Annotated in this window: 9 protein-coding genes; 2 read left to right on the top strand and 7 right to left on the bottom strand. The window is 55.9% G+C overall.

The annotated features are described in order from the left end of the window. Positions 1-16: 16 nt before the first annotated feature. Genes wzc through LA04_RS16870 form a run of 3 tightly spaced genes read right to left on the bottom strand, consistent with a single transcriptional unit; the run spans position 17 to position 3,771 of the window. Complete coding sequence (wzc, locus tag LA04_RS16860; protein ID WP_047652472.1) at positions 17-2,179, bottom strand: tyrosine-protein kinase Wzc; 2,163 nt, start codon at positions 2,177-2,179, stop codon at positions 17-19. Between the two features lie 2 nt (positions 2,180-2,181). Next, positions 2,182-2,625 (bottom strand): low molecular weight protein-tyrosine-phosphatase Wzb, encoded by a 444-nt coding sequence (gene wzb / locus LA04_RS16865; protein ID WP_023312405.1) that lies wholly within the window; start codon positions 2,623-2,625, stop codon positions 2,182-2,184. A gap of 6 nt (positions 2,626-2,631) precedes the next feature. Further along, positions 2,632-3,771, bottom strand: coding sequence for a polysaccharide export protein (locus LA04_RS16870; protein ID WP_014170829.1), 1,140 nt, complete (start codon positions 3,769-3,771; stop codon positions 2,632-2,634). Between the two features lie 693 nt (positions 3,772-4,464). On the opposite strand from LA04_RS16870, the gene LA04_RS16875 reads away from it, so the two are divergent. Then, positions 4,465-6,048, top strand: a complete 1,584-nt coding sequence (locus LA04_RS16875; protein ID WP_047652473.1) for a TerC family protein — start codon at positions 4,465-4,467, stop codon at positions 6,046-6,048. Positions 6,049-6,137: 89 nt separating this feature from the next. On the opposite strand, the gene asmA is transcribed toward LA04_RS16875, so the two are convergent. From asmA to udk, 3 genes are all read right to left on the bottom strand, one after another. Continuing rightward, a complete protein-coding gene (gene asmA, locus LA04_RS16880; protein ID WP_047652474.1) occupies positions 6,138-7,988 on the bottom strand; it encodes an outer membrane assembly protein AsmA in 1,851 nt (616 codons plus the stop codon). A gap of 22 nt (positions 7,989-8,010) precedes the next feature. After that, on the bottom strand, positions 8,011-8,592 hold the full coding sequence (dcd, locus tag LA04_RS16885; RefSeq protein WP_023312408.1) for a dCTP deaminase: 582 nt from the start codon (positions 8,590-8,592) through the stop codon (positions 8,011-8,013). A 91-nt stretch (positions 8,593-8,683) separates the two neighbouring features. Continuing rightward, entirely contained in the window at positions 8,684-9,325 is a 642-nt protein-coding gene (gene udk / locus LA04_RS16890; RefSeq protein WP_008500855.1) for a uridine kinase, read from the bottom strand. Between the two features lie 344 nt (positions 9,326-9,669). Here udk and LA04_RS16895 point away from each other — a divergent pair, with 344 nt between their 5' ends. After that, the gene (locus LA04_RS16895; RefSeq protein WP_047652475.1) at positions 9,670-12,999 is read left to right on the top strand and encodes a diguanylate cyclase; all 3,330 of its coding nucleotides are present in this window, start codon (positions 9,670-9,672) and stop codon (positions 12,997-12,999) included. Here the strand turns inward: LA04_RS16895 and alkA are convergent. After that, positions 12,958-13,836, bottom strand: coding sequence for a DNA-3-methyladenine glycosylase 2 (alkA, locus tag LA04_RS16900; protein ID WP_047652476.1), 879 nt, complete (start codon positions 13,834-13,836; stop codon positions 12,958-12,960). The genes LA04_RS16895 and alkA overlap by 42 nt on opposite strands. Positions 13,837-13,935 lie beyond the last annotated feature (99 nt).

Genomic DNA, 13,935 nt, shown 5'->3' on the forward strand with positions numbered 1-13,935 from the left:
AGGGTGAGGGGGATTTTTATTTGCTGTCAGATTTATATTCGTACTCGTAATAACCGTAATCCTGGTACCCGGTCGCGCGGCGGAAGATGGAGTTCAGGATCACCCCTTTCACCTCAATCCCGTTCTGCTCGAAGCGGCTCAGGCTGGTTTCAACCTCTTTCAGGGTGTTCACCGCGTAACGCGCCACCATCAGCGTGGTGCCAGCGTGGCGGCCAACAACCGCTGCGTCGGTTACGGCCAGAATTGGCGGCGTATCGATCAGCACCAGGTCGTAGTTTTTGCTCGCCCACTCGATCAGCTGGGTGAAGCGTTCGCTCATCAGCAGCTCGGACGGGTTAGGCGGCACCTGACCGCGTGGGATCAGGTCAAATTTCGGCACCGTTGTGGGTTTCGCGCTCTGGCTGATGTCACCTTTGCCGAGCAGGATTTCCGACAGACCGTTCACGTTGTTGGTGCCCAGCAGTTCGTGGGTGTAGCCCTTACGCATATCGCAGTCGATCAGCAGCACGCGCTTGTCTGTCTGGCTGACCACCGCCGCCAGGTTGGCGCAGACGAAGGTTTTACCGATCGACGGGCTCACGCCGGTTAACATCAGGACGTTGTTTTTGGCCTGCATCATGGCGAAGTGCAGGCTGGTGCGCAGGCTGCGGATCGCTTCGATGGCGAGGTCGGTCGGGTTACCCACCGCCAGAAGCTGGCTCTGTTTGTAACGCTTGACGCCCTTGATGGTTTTGACGCTGTCACGGGATTTTTGCCACTCGGACAGCGGAATGCTGGCATAGACGTTGATACCGCTCTCTTCCAGCACCTGCGGGCTTTCGATACCGCGGTTGAACAGCGAACGCAGCAGCACGCCCACGATGGAGAGCATCAGGCCGAGAATAATGCTGCCGAGAATAATCAGCGCTTTCTTCGGCTTCAGCACGCCAGGCTGGGTAATCGCCGGGTCGACAATGCGCACGTCACCGACGGTACTGGCTTCGGTGATTTTCAGCTCCTGCTGCTTGTTCAGCAGCTGCATGTAAACCTGCTGTCCGGACTCCACGTCGCGGGTCAAACGCACGATCTCCTGCTGCGTTTTCGGCATCGCGGTCACGCGGTCATTGAGCTTCGCCTTCTCCTCTTCCAGCGTGCGGCGTTTCTCCAGCAGCGTGCGGTAGGCCGGATGGCGTTTGGTATAAAGCTTGGAAATCTCCGCCTCTTTGAAGGTTAGCTCGTTGAGCTGCGCGTCAATGTTGACCATCGAATCGAGGACCGATTTCGCCTCCAGCGGCAGGTCAACGGAGTCTTTATCCTGACGATAGGCGTTCAGCTTGTTCTCGGCATCATCCAGACGGGCACGCACCTCCGGGAGCTGTTTTGACAGGAACGCCAGGCTTTTCGCCGCTTCCGCCGACTTACGCTCAACGTTCTGCTCAAGATAGTTGCGGGTGATGCTGTTCAGGATGTCGCGGATTTGATCCTTATCTTCACCGGTAAAGGTCATGCTCAGCACGCCGGTGTCCTTACCGTTTTCGGTGACGGTCAGGTTGTTTTGCAGATTATTGATCATTCCCAGCGTGGAGAATTTGGTGACGGTGAATTCGCCCCCCTCCTGCGCGTTGATGGCGCTAACCATCATGCTGACGCCGTCTTTGGTCAGCATCTGCCCCACTTCACCGCGGGCGCTAAAACCTGCGTCGCTGGTTAGCTGATACTGTTTCGGGCCAAGCACCGTCAGGGTAAACGTCTGATCGGCGGCCCCTTTCGGCAGCACGAAGTCAGTCACTTTCACCGTGTCGTTGCTTCGCCCCATCAGACGATCCCAGCCGGCACCAAAGACTGGGAAGGTATTTTTGGTGACGGAGATATCGAGCCCGAGGTCGTGAACCGTTTTACCCAGCACCAGGCGTGACTGGATGAGCTGAATTTCGGCGTCGGATGCCGGCGGCTTGTTCGCCAGCGCGGAACCAATGTCCTGCACCAGCGAGTTGCCGGTATTCTGCTCGATCTGCACCAGCGCGTCGGCGCTGTAGATAGGAGTGGCGAAGAGCGTGTAGACGACGGCCGCCGCGGCGAACACGGCGGTAATGCCAAGCACCCACCACTTTGCCTCTACAACAGTGCCGACCAGGCGCCCAATATCAATTTCATCACTGCCCGAAGTCGGGGCGGCAGAAGCTCTTGTTTTTTCTGTCATTGTTATCCCTGCTGAACTTTCAGTGCCTGCGCCCACTGTTGGGCAGACTGGTCAAGTAAGGTGTAAACCGCCTCAAAGGCCTCATGGCTTTTGCGATACGGATCGGGGATTTCACGTTCATTGTCCCAGTGACCAAACAGCATCACCTTGCCGCGCATCTCCGGAGCGATATCGCACAGCGCATGAATATGGCGTTTTTCCATCGTCAGGATCAGGTCATACTCGCGGCACATGCGGCCAGTGACCTGGCGGGCCACGTGGCCGTCGAGAGAGAGATGATGATCCCGCGCCACGCTCGTTGCGCGCTCATCGGCACCTTTACCGACCAGTGCACCCAGCCCTGCCGAATCAACGGTCAGTTCGGGCTGGTAGTGTTTCAACAACCGTTCAGCCGTAGGGGAACGGCAAATGTTCCCCACGCATACCACCAGAATTTTGTTAAACATCGCGGATTACCAGGTATGAATGTCGCGCGCCGTATCCGTCATGTAGCGAACGCCACTGATGGTTGGCAGCAACTGGTTGATCAGACGGTTCCAGCGGGCAACCGGCGCGGTGGTGACGTACACCACATCGTATGGCTGGAGACGGAACTCCGTTGCCATCACCAGAGAGGTCGCATCGGACATATCCAGCTGGTAAATGTTGGCAATCTTGCCTTTCGCACTGCCCTCACCTTTCAGCGGACGGATAACGAAGATACCGGTCGCGTTAGAGGTCGTCAGATCGATACCTTCAGCATTGCCCAGCGCTTCGGTCAGCGTCATACCGCTGAAGTCCATTTTGAGGGTGCTCTGTTTTTTCACTTCACCCATCACGAAGACTTTCAGATCGTCATTGCGCGGTACGTAGAGAATGTCGCCCGGATAGAGCAGGCGGTTCTGGGTCAGATCGCCGTTTTGCATCAGCGCCTGCAGCGAAATGCGCTGCTCCTTCCCGTTGTGGGTGAGCACGACGTTGCGCCAGTCGGCGCCGTCGGTTAACCCGCCCGCGGCGTTAATGGCATCCAGTACGGTCAGAGGAACGTTGGTGATGGCCTGCTGGCCGGATTTGTTCACCTGGCCGGAGATATAGGCTTTTTGCGAGCGGAATGCGGCGATATTAACGTCCACCTGCGGATCGGCGATGTACTGCGCTAAGCGGCCGGTAATATCACTACGGATCTCGGCAAGCGTTTTCCCTGCAACATGGACTTTACCAATGTAGGGATAGAACATGGTGCCATCTGACTGCACCCAGTTACCGGTGTCGCTCGAGCTACGGTACTGGCCCGCTGGCGTGGTCAGTTCAGGGTGGTCCCAGACGGTCACGTTGATCACGTCACCCGGCCCCACGCGGTACTGGTAAGACGCAATTTCCTGGTCCAGCGACATATTCGGCTGGGCAACATTCGGACGTGGACGTAATTGCTCGACCAGACGAGGCGTAAGTGGATAAACATTCACCATTTTGTCGAGATCAAAATCGGCATCCTGTTGCTTGATCACATCCTTACCCATTGTTGACATATTGCTGCCGGGAAAGACCGTGCAACCACTCATCAAGGTCACAGACACCAATAATGGCATCAATTTCATTTTGGATTTCATCATTGATTATTTATCACTTTGGCAGAGTAATTATCCTGTGCAATTTAAATAAGCTCGAGTCGTATTGGGTTTCAGCATGCAGTTAATCAAATAGAAATATAACTGGCATCAGTCCTAAAAAAAGCTTATTCATCCATTGGCTATTGACAGAATAATCGAGGCTGATTCACACGCTTTCAGGCACGCTACCGCCCTTGGCTTTCAGTTACCAATCCACTGACTAAACAATGCGTTATGGATAGACACCCTCTTGAGCAAGGTCTTCTGGAAATATATCAGTCGCTTGAGAAACCCAACGGATAATGAATAACCATCTCCTGAAGACCGAACATTAATAGCAACACTGAGATTTAACATTTGATGCTGGGAGAATTGTTGCAGCTAACCTAATAGCAGGCAAGGAGACAACAGTCCTAATATCGGTTTTTAAGATTAATATTAAGAGCAAATTTTTGACCTTTTAGGATTTTCTTTATATTGACAAAATGAGAGTAAAAAACAGCGCCTGCGATATATCCTAAAATGCTATCTCTGCAATTAAATATTCGCATTTCGCTTATTTACACATTATTGAGAATGCTCTCTTTTTTAACCGTCGTATTAAGAGAAATCTCAGCCCGGCATTGCAATTTCCCCCAGCTTTATCCATGATCGAAGTGTGACATTCGTCATATAACAGAAGGTATTGCTATTACTATGGAATGGATTGCCGATCCCTCAATCTGGGCCGGGCTGGTTACGCTGGTCGTCATCGAGCTGGTGCTCGGGATTGATAATCTGGTTTTTATCGCCATCCTTGCTGAAAAACTGCCCCCTTCCCAGCGCGACCGCGCGCGCGTAACGGGTCTGCTGCTGGCGATGGTGATGCGTTTACTGCTGCTGGCCTCTATCTCCTGGCTGGTGACGCTCACTCAGCCTCTGTTCTCCATTCACGGCCTGAGTTTTAGCGCCCGCGATCTGATCATGCTCTTCGGCGGGTTGTTCCTGCTGTTCAAAGCCACGGTGGAGCTCAACGAGCGGCTTGAGGGCAAAGACAGCGAGAACCCAACCCAGCGCCGCGGGGCGAAATTCTGGCCGGTAGTGGCGCAAATCGTGGTGCTGGATGCGGTCTTCTCCCTCGACTCGGTGATTACCGCCGTCGGGATGGTGGACCACCTTGCGGTGATGATGGCTGCGGTGATCATTGCCATCACGCTGATGGTCATGGCCAGCAAGGCGCTGACCCGCTTTGTGAACAGTCACCCGACCATCGTGATCCTCTGTCTGAGCTTCCTGCTGATGATTGGCTTTAGCTTGGTGGCCGACGGTTTTGGCTTCCATATTCCGAAAGGCTACCTGTACGCCGCCATTGGGTTCTCCGTCATGATTGAAGCGCTCAACCAGCTGGCAATATTTAACCGCCGCCGCTTCCTGTCCGCGAATCAGACTCTGCGTCAGCGTACGGCCGACACGGTTATGCGCCTGCTAAGCGGTAAGAAAGAGGATGCGGAGCTGGATGCCGAATCCTCCGCCATGCTGGCCGATCACAGCGACGAGCAGATCTTCGACCCGCAGGAACGACGGATGATCGAGCGGGTGCTCAATCTGAATCAGCGGACGGTCAGCAGCATCATGACCTCGCGGCATGACATTGAACATATCGACCTGACGGCACCGGAAGAGCACATTCGCGCCCTGCTGGATAAAAACCAGCACACCCGCGTGGTAGTGACCGGCGGTGAAGAGGAAGAGGAACTGCTGGGCGTGGTGCACGTTATTGACCTGCTCCAGCAGCAGCTGCACGGCGAGGCGCTCAATCTGCGCGTCCTGGTCCGCCAGCCGCTGGTTTTCCCGGAGGGACTACCGCTGCTTTCCGCCCTTGAGCAATTCCGTAACGCGCGCACGCACTTTGCCTTTGTGGTGGATGAGTTTGGTTCGGTGGAAGGGCTGGTCACGCTCAGCGACGTGATGGAAACCATTGCCGGTAATCTGCCTAACGAGGTGGATGAGATTGACGCCCGCCATGATATTCAGAAAAACGCAGACGGTTCGTGGACGGCTAACGGTCACATGCCGCTGGAAGACCTGGTGCAATACGTGCCGCTGCCGCTGGATGAAAAACGGGAATATCACACTATTGCCGGTCTGCTGATGGAGTATTTGCAGCGTATCCCGCAGCCGGGAGAAGAGGTTCAGGTGGGCGACTATCTGCTCAAAACGCTGCAGATTGAAAACCATCGCGTGCAGAAGGTTCAGCTCATTCCGCTGCGGGATGAGGAAGAACTGGATTTTGAGGTGTAAAAAAGCCCGGTGGCGCTGCGCTTACCGGGCCTACGGTACGGGCTTTTGTAGGCCGGGTAAGGCGAAGCCGCCCCCCGGCGCAACGGACATCAAAGCTTATCCAGCAGCTTCTTCACGTCCTTACCGTCCTGTGAATCTTTGTTGCGATCCGCCCAGCCGCTAAGCCGACGTTTCGCTTCATCCTGCAGATGCTTGCGCAGGATCTGATCCACCTGCAGACTGTAATTCAGGGCCTGCCATTTGCCGTATACGGTCAGCGGGACCGGCGTCTCTTTCAGGAAATCGATGAGCTTGCTTTCACCCTGCCAGCCGGAAAGTACCCGCACGTTAAAGCGCGTGTCCGCGGTCTCTTTCACCAGATCCAGCTTACCTTCACCGGTCATTGATAACAGTGAAGAGGCACCCTGCATCCCGTCGAGTGTGAGTTGCCCGTTGTCCAGCGTCAGGTCCGTGGTGAAGCTGTCGAGGCGCGTGGCACTGTCGTAGTTATCCTGGGCCTTCACATCGCTGCTGCGCTCAACCGCCTGCTGCACCAGCTGCTGGAAGTTAAGCCCTTCCATACGGGAATTTTTCAGCTCAAGATGCGCCTGCCCCTGCCACTCGCGGCGGAAAGCATCTGCATCAATTTTCGTCCCTGAGAAGTCACCCGCGAGCGTCAACTGCCCCGTCAGGGATATCGGATAGTTAAACGCGTTCAGGATGGTGCCTATCTCAACGTTGTCGAGACGCGGCTGGAATTCGGCACTGGCAACGTCTTTACGGACGTCCAGCGTGCCGGGCAGCGAGAGGTTTCCTGCGCCCATCTTCCCGCTCAGCTCGGAGATCACCAGCAAACCGTTATGGTTAAACATCTGGCTGCTCACGTCGGTAAAATCAATACCGCGCCAGCGCAGGCTATTGGCTTTCAGCAGAATATCCGCCGTGAATCCGCGCAGGACGTTATAGTCAGGCTGATCGAGATTAGACGAGATAACCGGACGTGATGCCGGTACCTGGCTTTGCCCCGTCTGGGCGGCATCGCTATCCGTGGCGCTGGCCGGCAGAGGCGGCAGCAGGTTTTCCAGATTTAGCTTGTCAAACTGCAGATTCAGCACCCACTTCGGCTTCTCTTCGAGCGTGACGCTCGCCTGCCCCTTCAGGCTACTGTCATTTGCCTGCAGGTTGAGATTATCCAGCTCTAGCTGCTTTTGTTCTTCGCGCCACACGGCCTGCAGCGTTCCCTGCCCGGTTATCCCCTGGGTGGGGAGATCGGCACCCGTCAGCTGCCAGCTCAGCTGCTGGATGTCGGCCGTCAGCTGATGCGGGTAGTCCGAGGCGTTCACATTAGCATTCAGCGACAGGGCCAAATCGCGCTGATCGCGGTTTACGCGCCCGCTAAATTCCAGCGACGCAAGATGGTGAGCATCCTGTTCCATCTGCAGGTTAATGTTGCGAATGGTCACCTGCTCCTGGTGCTCATGCTGGAAAACCAACACGCTGTCGGCAACTTTCAGCTTGCCGATATCAAAGGACCAGCCGGTATCGGACGGTTCATCAGGCAGGGTATTTTCGCGCGGCGCAACCGGCGCGCTGGCATCACGCACGGCTTCGGTTTGCGGGGTGAGCTGAATCACCGCGCCTTTCAGCATCACCTGGTTAACCTGCAGCTGATGGGAAATGAGCGGGATCAGCGCCACATCAAGGCGCATGTTGTCTGCGGACACCAGCGGCTGGGCCGCCCCCGGCGCCGTGAGCGACATGCGGCCAGAGAGAATGCTGAGCTGCGGCCAGACGTGCCAGCGCAGCGGCCCGTCAAGCTTCAGTTGATAACCACTGCGTGCCTCGACCTGCCGCACCATATAAGCGCGGAAATCGTTAGGGTTAACCAGCAGAACCAACGCCGAAAGGCCAGCCACCAGCACCACCAGCAAAATCATCAGCGTTGTCAGAACTCTTCTCATGGCATCCTCAATGGACTAACGATCAGTCTTTATCAATACGGCTGGCAACCGCGCCCTGCTGGTCGCGATATTTTGCGTCCTGCCGACGGTTATAAGGACGATCTGCCGGGCCTGACAGCGGTTCAAAGCTCAACGCGCCGATCATCATGCCCGGGCGTAGCGCCAGCGGCAATTTACCAGCATTGAAGAATTCCAGCACGATACGCCCCGACCAGCCTGGATCGATACGGTGCGCGGTCACGTGAACCATCAGCCCCAGTCTCGCCAGCGAAGAACGGCCATCAAGCCAGCCGACCAGGTCCGGAGGCAGGGTGACGGATTCAAACGTCACCGCCAGGGCCAGTTCACCCGGATGCAGATAAAAAGCTTCGCCTTCATCGATTACGATTTCGTCACTCATCACGCGATCGAGCGCGGCGCTGACTTCGTCCTTCGGCCCGCTGAGGTCAATGAACGGTGCGGTATGGCCGCTAAAGGTGCGGAATTTATTCCCCAAGCGGACATCAACGGTCACGCCATTGATACGCTCAACGGGTGGGCGTGGGGTAATAGATAAACGGCCTTCATCCAGCCAGGCTTCTATATCGCGATCACAAAGACGCATGCCAATTTCTCCTTTCATGCATCGTACCCTGAGGCGGTAAGCGCTCAGGGTAAAACCAGGTTATCTCTGAACGGTACACAATTCACGCGGCTTATTCAAAAAACTGGCTGATTTTCGCTTTTAAGATATCAATAGCAATGCGGTTTTTACCCCCGCGCGGCACGATGATATCGGCGTATTGTTTGGATGGCTCAATAAACTGCAGGAACATCGGGCGAACCGTTTTCTGATACTGCGCCATGACGGAGTCCATCGAACGGCCTCGTTCATTCACGTCACGCTTGATGCGGCGCATCAGGCAGATATCCAGAGGGGTATCAACGAAAATAGAGAAATTCATGGATTCACGCAGGCGGGCGTCGGTCAGGAGCAGGATGCCTTCAAGGATAATGACCTTTTTCGGCTCGATGCGGATGGTTTCCTGCGTGCGGGTGTGTTCTACATAACTGTAAACGGGCAGCTCAATCGCCTGGCCGCTCTTAAGCGCTTCTAAATGCTGGAACAGCAAGCTGTGATCCATTGCATTTGGGTGGTCATAGTTGGTTTTGACGCGCTCTTCCATCGACAGATGGGATTGATCTTTGTAATAGCTGTCTTCGGGAATGACGCCGATATGCTCATCACCTACTTGTTCACGCAGTTCGCGATAAAGCGTACTGGCAATTAGACTTTTACCTGAAGCCGATGCGCCGGCGATGCCTATAATGACGCACTGATGAGACTTATCAGTCATAAATTTAGCGACCTGATTAACCTGGATGTTAAGGAAGGACGACGCCGGAGCGTCAAACGCGGCAATTATAGGGATTTCGCGGGCGTGATACCAGTCGAATGCACAGGTTCTGCGAGACTGGCCGAAAAGTGACGTTTTATTCCCTGAGTGAAATTTAAATGAACGTTTTTTCAGCGTTTAACCGTTTTTTTCTCACGGAGCCTCTATTTAATAAGTCTGTGGTGTCAAATTCTGAGCGGTCACCATATGAATTGTAAATTGTTTGTACTAGCATAAACCAAATTATCAAATTCACGCGTTCGGACATCTTCCCTGACGGCATGGCGTCTCTGGATAAAGCGGTAATGAATAAACAATACCAGCGGGTTTTGGTTACCACCCCACATCCTTTAATACGACTTGTCTGTCTGGGCCTGGTCACCTTTATCTTTACCTTATTTTCCCTGGAGCTCACCCGGTTCGGCACCCTGCTGGCCCCCCTCTGGTTCCCCACCGCCATTATGATGGTGGCGTTTTATCGCCACGCAGGAAAAATGTGGCCCGGAATCGCCCTGGCCTGTTCGTTTGGCAATATTCTGGCCACCTGGATGCTCTTTTCGTGGGGATCGATAAACCTTACCTACACCTCAGTTAACGTGGTTGAAGCCTTTATCGGTGCGTTGTTGTTGCGCAAGTTGCTCCCATGGTACAACCCGCTGCAGAATCTGAATGACTGGATCCGCGTGGCCATCGGCAGCGCGGTGATACCGCCGCTGGTTGGCGGCTTGCTGGTTTCCCTGCTGGCGCCCGGCCCCGAACCCCTGCGTAATTTCTTCGTCTGGGTGTTGTCCGAAGCCATCGGCGCGCTGGCGGTGGTACCGCTGGGGCTGTTGTTTAAACCGCATTATCTGCTGCGCCACCGTGACCCGAGACTGCTGCTGGAAACCCTGACCACGCTGGCCGTAACGCTGGCCCTCAGCTGGGCAGCCATCACCTGGCTGCCGTGGCCTTTCACCTGCGTAATCGTTTTGCTTATGTGGAGCGCCGTGCGCTTGCCGCGAATGGAAGCGTTCCTGGTGTTTCTGGTCACCGTGATGGTTGTGTCGCTGATGATTGCCCAAAATCCTGTGGCGCTGACAACCCAGCACGTCGGGGCGATGCTGAACGCTCCCTGGCTGCCGTTCCTGATGCTGCTCCTGCCTGCCAACGTGATGACCATGGTGATGTACGCCTTCCGCGCCGAGCGCAAACACATCACCGAAAGCGAGGAGCGTTTCCGCAATGCGATGGAGTATTCAGCTATCGGTATGGCGCTGGTCAGCATTGAGGGCAAATGGCTGCAGGCTAACAAGGCGTTGTGCAATTTCCTCGGTTACAGCCAGACGGAGCTCCAGTCGCTGACCTTCCAGCAGCTCACCTGGCCGGAAGATCTGCACACCGACCTGGAACAGCTCGAACAGCTGGTCAACGGCGACATCAATACCTATACCCTCGAGAAGCGCTATTACACCCGCGACGGGGAAGTAGTCTGGGCGCTGCTTGCCGTCTCCGTCGTGCGCCATGCCGACGGCTCGCCGCTCTATTTTATTGCTCAGATTGAAGACATTAATGACCTGAAGCAGACCGAGTGGGTCAATAAACGCCTGATGGAGCGCATTACGCTCGCCAACGAAGCGGGCGGCATCGGCATCTGGGAGTGGGATCTGGAGCCAGACATTATCAGCTGGGACAAGCGGATGTTTGAGCTGTATGAAATCCCGCCGCACATCAAGCCCACCTGGCAGCTCTGGCATGACACGATGCTGCCGGAAGATCGTGCCCACGCCGAGCAGGTGCTGCGGGACTCGCTGATATCCCGCCTGCCGTTTAAGCTGGAATTTCGCATCCGCGTGAAGGAAGGCGTGCGCCATATTCGCTCCCTGGCGAACCGGGTGCTCAATAAGCAGGGTGAAGTCGAACGGCTGCTCGGTATCAACATGGATATGACCGAGGTGAAGCAGCTCAACGAAGCGCTCTTCCAGGAAAAAGAGCGTCTGCACATTACCCTCGACTCCATCGGTGAAGCGGTGCTGTGCACCGATATCAACATGAACGTCACCTTTATGAACCCGGTGGCCGAAAAAATGAGCGGCTGGCTGCAGACCGAGGCTATCGGCCAGCCGATCCTGAAGGTGTTGCACATCACCTTTGGTGAAAAAGGGCCGCTGATGGAGAATATTCACAGCGGCGATATGTCCCGTTCCGATATCGATCAGGACGTGGTGCTGAACTGCCGTACCGGCGGGAATTTTGATATTCACTACAGCATTACGCCGCTCAGCACGCTGGACGGGCAGAATATTGGCTCGGTTATCGTGATTCAGGACGTGACCGAATCGCGCAAAATGCTGCGTCAGCTGAGCTATAGCGCCTCCCACGATGCCCTGACCCATCTGGCAAACCGGGTCAGCTTCGAAAATCATCTCAAACGACTCCTGCAGACCGTTCGCGAAACGCGCCAGCGCCATGCCCTGGTCTTTATCGATCTCGATCGCTTCAAAGCCGTCAACGATACGGCAGGCCATGCGGCGGGCGATGCCCTGCTGCGGGAACTCTCTTCCCTGATGTTGACCATGCTCCGCTCCAGCGACGTGCTGGCGCGTCTGGGCGGGGACGAGTTCGGGTTACTGCTGCCGGACTGCAATATTGAAAGCGCGCGCTATATTGCCGGGCGTCTGATCCACACGATCAATGACTATCACTTTATGTGGGAAGGCCGCCTGCACCGGATCGGCGCCAGCGCAGGTATCACGCTGATTGATGAAAATAACCATCAGGCGTCGGAAATCATGTCGCAGGCGGATATTGCCTGTTATGCCTCGAAAAACAGCGGGCGCGGCATGGTGACGGTTTACGAACCCCAGCAGGAGCGGGATCACAACACGCGCAGCATGATGTCGCTTGATGAACAGTGGCACATGATTAAAGACAATCACCTGATGATGATTGCCCGCAGCGTCGCCTCCCCGCGTATCCCGGAAAGCAGTAATTTCTGGCTGCTCTCGTTACGCCTGTGGACCAGCCAGGGCGAAGTCCAGGAGGAGCATGCCTTCCGCTCGGGCCTGGCGGAGCCTGAGCTTTTGCACGCCCTCGACAGGCGCATTTTTAATGAGTTTTTCCGCGCCTCTGCCGCCCAGATCGCCAGTAAAGGCATGGGAGTGGCGCTGCCGCTATCTGAGGCCGGTTTAGCCAGCGTAACGCTGGTCGATGAACTTCTCGACCTGCTGGATAAAAGCCCCATGCCGGGCCGTCTCCTGCATCTTGTTATCTCTGCCGACGTGGTGTGCAGCCCGGATAAAAACCTGCAGCGGAGTCTGCAAAAGCTTCGTCAGGCGGGCTGCCGCGTGATCTTCAGCCAGGTGGGCCGCGACATGAACGTCTTTACCCACCTGACCGCCAATATGGCCGACTATCTGATGCTGGACGCGGAGGTGGTAAGCAACGTGTATGGCAACCTGATGGATGAGATGATGGTGACCATTGTTCAGGGCCACGCCCAGCGTCTGGGGATGAAAACCATCGCGGGCCCGTGCAATCAGCCCATCATGATGGATACGCTCTCCGGCATCGGCATTGATTTCATCTATGGCGACACTATCGCCGAGCCGCAGCCATTAGATCTTCTGCTCAACACCAGCTATTTCGCCATCAACTGACGGCGTCCAGCCGTCGGTGTACCAGATGTGCAGCAGCGCGTAAGAGCGCCACGGCTGCCAGCGTTCGGCATAACGACGAATTTGCGCGGGCGTCATCCCGGCAAAGCGTTGCTTAATCAGATAATCATCCGGCAGAAAGACATCTTTCGCCTGCCAGCCGCGCAGGGCCAGGTAGTTTGCCGTCCAGCGCCCTATCCCCGGCCGCTGCTGTAGCGCCTTCATCCCGGCCTCAATATTCTCGGGCGGGAAAAGCGGAAATGTCCCGTCAATGACCGACTGCGCCAGGTGAATTAACGACTCCGCGCGCTTTACCGGCATGCCCAACGCTTTCAGCGCCAGCGGGTCCGCTGCCGCCAGCGCGTCCGGCGTGGGGAAGCAGAGATAGCCCGCACAGTCCGCCACCGGTTCGCCGCACAGTGCCACCACGCGCGACGTCAGTTTCGCCGCCATCGCCACGCTCACCAGTTGCCCGAGGATCGCCCGCACGCCCTGCTCGTACGCGTCCATCGCCCCCGGTAAACGCAAGCCTGGCCGGGCAGCGCCGAGATCGCCCAGCGTATCCGCGATGTGCTGCGGGTTGCAGGTGAGATCGAACAGGCGCTCTATGCGTTCAAGGCACGTCTGCGCAACCGGAATTAACCCCGGGCTGAGCGTGACGGTCAGCGTATGGGTGGCGATATCCGGCGTGACGCGAAATATTCCCTGATGCCCTTCGCAGGCAAAACTGCGCTCGTAATAGTCGTGCGTGACGGTTTCAATGCCTGACACCGCACGCGCGCCAAGAAAGCCAAACATCCACTGCCAGTCGTAAGGGGGTTGCCAGTTCAGGGTGTACATCGTTGCTCCTTTTTTGTTCTTATCAGCATAAACGGAAAGACCTTGTATTGCCTTGCTTTCATATTCCTGTTGTCGCCATGAAGACATTTCGTTAAAGTC

This window comes from Enterobacter sp. UCD-UG_FMILLET (assembly GCF_000762975.1).
Lineage (GTDB): Bacteria > Pseudomonadota > Gammaproteobacteria > Enterobacterales > Enterobacteriaceae > Enterobacter > Enterobacter dykesii.

Excerpts from the sequence above, each read along its gene's own strand:
- LA04_RS16870 (WP_014170829.1), bottom strand. The coding sequence starts at position 3,771 with ATGATGAAATCCAAAATGAAATTGATGCCATTATTGGTGTCTGTGACC.
- LA04_RS16875 (WP_047652473.1), top strand. The coding sequence starts at position 4,465 with ATGGAATGGATTGCCGATCCCTCAATCTGGGCCGGGCTGGTTACGCTG.
- wzc (WP_047652472.1), bottom strand. The coding sequence starts at position 2,179 with ATGACAGAAAAAACAAGAGCTTCTGCCGCCCCGACTTCGGGCAGTGAT.
- wzb (WP_023312405.1), bottom strand. The coding sequence starts at position 2,625 with ATGTTTAACAAAATTCTGGTGGTATGCGTGGGGAACATTTGCCGTTCC.
- LA04_RS16895 (WP_047652475.1), top strand. The coding sequence starts at position 9,670 with ATGAATAAACAATACCAGCGGGTTTTGGTTACCACCCCACATCCTTTA.
- udk (WP_008500855.1), bottom strand. The coding sequence starts at position 9,325 with ATGACTGATAAGTCTCATCAGTGCGTCATTATAGGCATCGCCGGCGCA.
- alkA (WP_047652476.1), bottom strand. The coding sequence starts at position 13,836 with ATGTACACCCTGAACTGGCAACCCCCTTACGACTGGCAGTGGATGTTT.
- asmA (WP_047652474.1), bottom strand. The coding sequence starts at position 7,988 with ATGAGAAGAGTTCTGACAACGCTGATGATTTTGCTGGTGGTGCTGGTG.
- dcd (WP_023312408.1), bottom strand. The coding sequence starts at position 8,592 with ATGCGTCTTTGTGATCGCGATATAGAAGCCTGGCTGGATGAAGGCCGT.